This window comes from Crocosphaera watsonii WH 8501 (genome assembly GCF_000167195.1).
GTDB classification, from domain to species: domain Bacteria; phylum Cyanobacteriota; class Cyanobacteriia; order Cyanobacteriales; family Microcystaceae; genus Crocosphaera; species Crocosphaera watsonii.
The window spans coordinates 1-5474 of the sequence record NZ_AADV02000229.1 but is presented as its reverse complement, the minus strand read 5'-3'; the positions used below and the strand labels follow the sequence as shown (position 1 = coordinate 5474).

Sequence of the window (5474 nt, the reverse complement as noted above, 5' to 3'; positions counted from 1 at the left end):
AATAACTCAGCTCGGTACCTAAGAACACTTAAAAAAGAGGACGTAGAGGTTTGGAATCTATGGCGAGAAGATAATCCTGATGTGAAAATCGACCTCAGTGATGCCGACCTCAGTGGAGCTAACCTCTCAGGCTCTAATCTCAGTAACGCCTGCTTCATCAGAGCCAACCTCTCAGGAGCTAACCTAAAAGGGGTCGGCCTCGTTCAAGCCGATTTCAGAGGAGCCTACTTCTACTTCACAGGAACCTACTTCAGTGGAACTAACCTCAGTAGATTTCGAGCGTTACGGACTAACCTTGATGTAGTGATAACAGTTTCTTCACCGGCGGCGCAGTCATGCACCCTATAGGTCCAAATACCAGGACTACCTGCTTCAGCACTTTCTGCTTCGTAAAAAGTAGTTGTGCCATCTTCTTCACATTCATAATAAGCTGAATAAAGCTCTTCCAAATTAAGCTCATTTTCTTCTATTATCTGACGAACTTCAGCTAAGACACCAGCAATGTGATGAGGTTGACTTTCTACTTGCACTAAGCGTTTTTCTTCCAAAATAAAGTTATGTAACTCAAGAGCCATTTTTTATCTCCTACAATAACAGTCAGCAACTATTTAGGGTTTGCTGAATAAAAGCAAAACCCTAATGTAAAAAGTTTCACTTGTGAAAAGTTTCACTTGTGAAAAGTTTTCAGAGTGAAAAGTTTAGAGGTAGTCAGTCAAGTTAGGACGTAGTCTTACAGCAGACCTAAAGGATTGCAAAGAATCAACATTAAAACTGAGAAGATAATATTGAAACTCTTCCTCTGTCATTGACCCATTTACCTCTTCCCAGACTTTATAAACGCTTTTTTTTATGTCAACCTCTTGTTGTTTTTTAGTTCTGACCTTAGACCCTGCTTTAGCTATCCAGTCTTCATAAGGAATATAGAAACCTTCATAAGTTTTCCTCACACTCTCTAAAGCTTGTTCTAAGGAAGAAGACTTAGTAATCTTCACCAGTTTTTCTTCCAGAGGGTTACCTGCAAACTCCCATAACTTGTCTATTCCTATTCTGTTTAAAACCATTCGCATTAACTCTTCGTCAGTAGTCTCGCTTAAAATAACCTTTTTAGACCTGTTTTGAATCATTCTTTCTCTCGTGCTAAAAAGTTCTCTCCAAACTTTAGTGACAGTTGGTCGGGAGATTGGTTTATTTTCCTCTATAAGTTTAGTAAAGCTCTGCCTTCCCTCATCTGTGTTAGGAAAGTCATCAAAGTAGTCGGGGTTTAGAATCATAGACTTTAGAACGTTCCTTTTTTCTGAGGGAGTCATAGATTTTGCAAAATGGTTATTCGCTTGCAAGTCAGTCTTCCACTTCAGAGTGTTGAAAGTTTCATCGTCACTCTGTTCTGTTACTTCAGCTTCAATGTATAAGTAAGCTAATCTTTTGTGAGCCTCCAATCTGTGAAAACCATCTACCACGTAGTAAGTTCCATGATAAAGATAGACCTGGATTGGAGGGAGTTCCTCAATTCGTTCTTTATATTTATTTACAACGTCTTCTTCAAGTTCTTTACCTCTCATCTGGAAAAACTGGTCCACGTTGATTTTTTCTATTTCTAGTCTCATAGAGTTGATTCTCCTAATGATTATTTTTTTAAATAAGGTTGCTTGACAAAACCAGTTGGTTTAAGGCATCACTAAAGCATTTGGTAGTAGAAGAGACTTTCATATAATCTTCTATTTTCTTTATTGTGTAAGGATTTAATCCCACTCTTAGATTTTTTGTTCTGGTCTTACTTCCTTTCATAAAAACTCCTCTTCTTCTTTATTTAAAACCCTCTCTAGAGTGCAGTTTTTTTACCCCTGTAATCGATTGTCTTCAAAAGGTGCTACGTTCCTAAATAATGTTTACTTTCTTCCTCCTTTATTTTTTCTCTAAAACATAGTTTTCGATAATGTAATCCACCAAGCAACCTTTCTCTATGTAAGGGTGTTTAGTCCTTGCTAACTCCCAGTTTTTCTTCGTAACCCGCGGACGTAAAAACTTTTTGTGGTCCATTCTTTCTTTCCTAAACCTTCCTAAAGGTTTTACCCAACCTTGAAACTAAATGGTCTATAATAGGTGTTAACAAAACCCCCACTTTTGTAAACAGCAGAACAAATGAACAACCTTACGAGAGCAGAAAATGATAGTGAGCTTATAACTACCTGGCTACTTCACCAATCAAGTAAGTTAACCCGCCAGCATTATCAATCAAACATCAAGCAGTTTATCAGATTTATTGGTCTCTCTCTTGAAGAGGTCAAGATTGAAGACATAAACGGATTTGTCCGAATGTTGGAACTGAAAGGGAATAAACCCAGCACGATAAAAGGGAAACTTTCTACCGTGAAGTCTCTATTCTCCTTCGCTTACAAGGTAGGCTACCTTACGTCTAATGTCACTGTGTTGGTAAAAAGTCCCAAGGTAAATAAACGGACAGCATCTATGAGAATAGAACATGAAGACATCCGTAAGATGGTTGACGGGACGAATAGTAAAAGAGACAGGTTGATAATAAAAATGATGTTTTTCCTTGGACTGAGAGTGTCTGAAGTTCTACGTTTGAAATGGAGTGACTTCTATCAGAATAAAGTCTTTATCAGTGGAAAGGGAAATAAGGAAAGAAGTCTAAACTTACCAGAGGAACTATTTCTTGAACTATCAGAACTAAAATCTGAGTTCAACCCGACTTTTGTTTTCACTGCTTACCAAAAGGATGAACAGTTGAAACGACAAGCTGTGAATATTATGCTAAACCGACTGAAGAAAAGATTAGGGATTGATGCTAACATTCATCCTCATAAGTTTAGACATGAACATTCAATGACATCTCTAGACAATGGTTGTGACATCCACTTACTCAGCAGAAGTTTGGGTCATGGTTCTGTAAGCATTACGGAAAGCTATTACCTGAATGGAAGGGAGAAGCAATCCTCCTCTAACTTTATAACACTCCAAACTAAAAATGACCAAAAAACACCCCAGAAATAACTCTAGGGGCTAACCAAAACATGATTACTATCTATTATGACTCAGAGTTCTGTAGTAGAACAAATGAACAGCCTTACGAGAGCAGAAAATGATAGAGTTTGGGTCATAGTTCTGTAAGCATTACGGAAAGCTATTACCTGAATGGAAGGGAGAACCAATCCCCCTACAATATTATAACAGTCCAGACCAAAAATGCCCAAAAAAGACCCCAGAAATAACTCTGGGGATAAAAAAAAATGATTACTATCTATTATGACTCAGAGTTCTGTAATAGAACAAAACAAGATGTTCTAGGCTACACACGAGTTTCACTCACAGATGGTCACTATGATATTCTCACCGACTTCATGAGTGATGACTTTAAAAATCCTATTTTTGAGGTTGTGTGCTACCTCCATAACTCTTTCCCTCGGATAAAAAAGTTCTCCGCTGACTTCGTTTTTACTTGGTCTGACAGAGACCTTATAAACTTTTTTGGACAAGATTTGTTGGTAGGTATTGTTAACCGAAAACACTTTGACAAATCGGGGAAATGGCAAGGTCAAACCTCACTCCTCTATTTTCCCGATGGGAAACTTGAAATAAAAAGTCCTAAAGTAAAGGGGTTTTCGCATACCATAAAAATAAGACTAAGGGACATTATCGGTCTCAATCCTTCAGGATTAAAAGCAAGTGGAGAAATCATTGATTCTCATTTTGTTGAAGGTAAGTCTCTCAACTTTGACATGGGAAACATTTCCAGACACTATCATGAAGATTATGAGGAGCTTTTAACCTATCTAAAAAACGATGTAAATCTTACTGAGGAAGTGCATTTGAACTTTAAAAATAACCTTGAAAATCTTATGAGGGAAGCAGGACATTCAGTAAAGTTTTTAGACCCTCATTACACTATGGGAAGAATGTCAGCCCACGCCTTCACTTCTTTCATCTATAGCTTACACCCAAAGATGGAGGAAGCTATTTGCAGACATGGAGTTTTCCCCGATTACATTCCACTAACTGAAGAAGGTTTGAACATAAACACTAAAAAACCTGTAAAACCTAAAATAAAAGGACTAGGGGTAAATGGTAAATCTTTTTATGCTCACAGAGTAGAAGGGTCTTCATGGACTTTAGGACTTGTCTATGGGGGAAGATGTGTGAATGAAAGACCTTATGAAAACTATGCTGAAAACATTGCAGACATAGACCTTCAAGGTTGCTATGGGACGGCGTTAGTCTCCCAACCCTATTTTATTGGGAGACCTAAGATTTACTTTCAGGATAATGTCAGCAGACCTTTAACCCTTCGTCAGTTTCTAAATAAAAATGAGAAAGAGTTTGTTCCCTATGGTTTCCAAATATTCATATCTGGACGCCTAAGTTTTGACCAAGATTTATTACTATCTATGGACATTAACAAGGAGAAAATGAAAAGACTTTTTAACGCTGAAACTGAGGATTTAGCAAAGAAAGTTGAAGATTCAATAAATCTATGTTTGGCGAGAAATGAACTTTACCACACCGTGATAACCTGGGAACTTCTTGAAGTCTTACGAAAAGTTTGTAGGCCCCCAGAAATGAGTGAGTTATTAGATTGTGAAGTTGAAGCTGCTTGCTGGTTCCCAAAATCTTGGATAACGAATAATCCACAGGAGTTTGTAACCAAATCTTTGAAAGGCAAAATCTATCGTAGAAAGAAAACTAACCGAAGAGGTTTATCTTCAGTTGAAACTGGAGGGTCAAAAACCTGTTTGAGAGTTATGATTGGCGACTACCTGGAACCTATTCTTGACAAAAGAATGGAGTTTAAACAGGGAGGGGAGAAGTCTAAATCAGACGGGTTAAAACTTCTCATCAACTCACTTTATGGAGTAATGTGTTCTAGGTTTTTTGACGTTGGACACACATTGGTCGCAAATAACATCACAGCAGCAGGGAGAATAGGTTGCTGGCAGATGAATAAAGCACTTGACACTATTCTTTCAATCACTGATGGGGGATTATTTGAAATAGACAAGGTAAGAGTGCTAAAAAAAGGAAGACGACCAAGTTTAAACATTCTTGCCAATAGGTCTCTACTCAACAATCATAGAAACATAACAATAACTTCTGTGAAACCAAATGAAGACATTTTATTACAGCACATTAAAGACTTTTGGCGAATCTATGAACTTCCCTTTAGGTTCAAAGTAGAACTAAAATCTCACAGCAATCAAAAGATTTTTAGGTCTGTTTCATGGATAAATAAAGCAGATTACACAATCTTTGATGAAGGAGGAGACTCTATCATTTCAAAAGTAAGAGGAGTCAATCCTTCAGGATTGAAAACAAATCCCAAAATAAAGCTACTTGAACAACTAAATGAGGAAAAGGGTGGAGAAGTAGATTTTTCTAAAGTCTTGGAAGATATTGAGACAGGGAGATTCTCACAGGAGGAATCCTAACCTCAAGAGCACTGTTTCTAGGGAGGATATCTT

General features: G+C 37.6%; 5 protein-coding genes. 3 read left to right on the top strand and 2 right to left on the bottom strand.

Going from position 1 to position 5474, the window contains the following annotated elements:
- The first annotated feature begins 81 nt into the window (after positions 1-81).
- Positions 82-348 (top strand): pentapeptide repeat-containing protein, encoded by a 267-nt coding sequence (locus CWATDRAFT_RS35065; RefSeq protein ID WP_081451037.1) that lies wholly within the window; start codon positions 82-84, stop codon positions 346-348.
- On the opposite strand, the gene CWATDRAFT_RS29500 is transcribed toward CWATDRAFT_RS35065, so the two are convergent.
- Positions 246-575: a hypothetical protein gene (locus CWATDRAFT_RS29500; protein WP_007308387.1), complete on the bottom strand. Its 330-nt coding sequence runs from the start codon at positions 573-575 to the stop codon at positions 246-248. The two genes, CWATDRAFT_RS35065 and CWATDRAFT_RS29500, sit on opposite strands and share 103 nt — an antisense overlap.
- 123 nt (positions 576-698) lie before the next feature.
- Positions 699-1604 carry a ParB/RepB/Spo0J family partition protein gene (locus tag CWATDRAFT_RS29495; protein WP_007308386.1) on the bottom strand — a complete coding sequence of 302 codons (906 nt, stop codon included), beginning with the start codon at positions 1602-1604 and terminating at the stop codon, positions 699-701.
- A gap of 535 nt (positions 1605-2139) precedes the next feature.
- Here CWATDRAFT_RS29495 and CWATDRAFT_RS29490 point away from each other — a divergent pair.
- Positions 2140-3012, top strand: coding sequence for a tyrosine-type recombinase/integrase (locus tag CWATDRAFT_RS29490; RefSeq protein ID WP_007308388.1), 873 nt, complete (start codon positions 2140-2142; stop codon positions 3010-3012).
- Positions 3013-3248: 236 nt separating this feature from the next.
- Positions 3249-5441 carry a DNA polymerase gene (locus tag CWATDRAFT_RS29485; RefSeq protein ID WP_007308389.1) on the top strand — a complete coding sequence of 731 codons (2193 nt, stop codon included), beginning with the start codon at positions 3249-3251 and terminating at the stop codon, positions 5439-5441.
- Positions 5442-5474: the final 33 nt, after the last annotated feature.

What these genes read in the sequence shown, in the direction of transcription:
- CWATDRAFT_RS29500 (WP_007308387.1), bottom strand. Translation starts at nt 575, where the DNA reads ATGGCTCTTGAGTTACATAACTTTATTTTGGAAGAAAAACGCTTAGTG.
- CWATDRAFT_RS29495 (WP_007308386.1), bottom strand. Translation starts at nt 1,604, where the DNA reads ATGAGACTAGAAATAGAAAAAATCAACGTGGACCAGTTTTTCCAGATG.
- CWATDRAFT_RS29485 (WP_007308389.1), top strand. Translation starts at nt 3,249, where the DNA reads ATGATTACTATCTATTATGACTCAGAGTTCTGTAATAGAACAAAACAA.
- CWATDRAFT_RS29490 (WP_007308388.1), top strand. Translation starts at nt 2,140, where the DNA reads ATGAACAACCTTACGAGAGCAGAAAATGATAGTGAGCTTATAACTACC.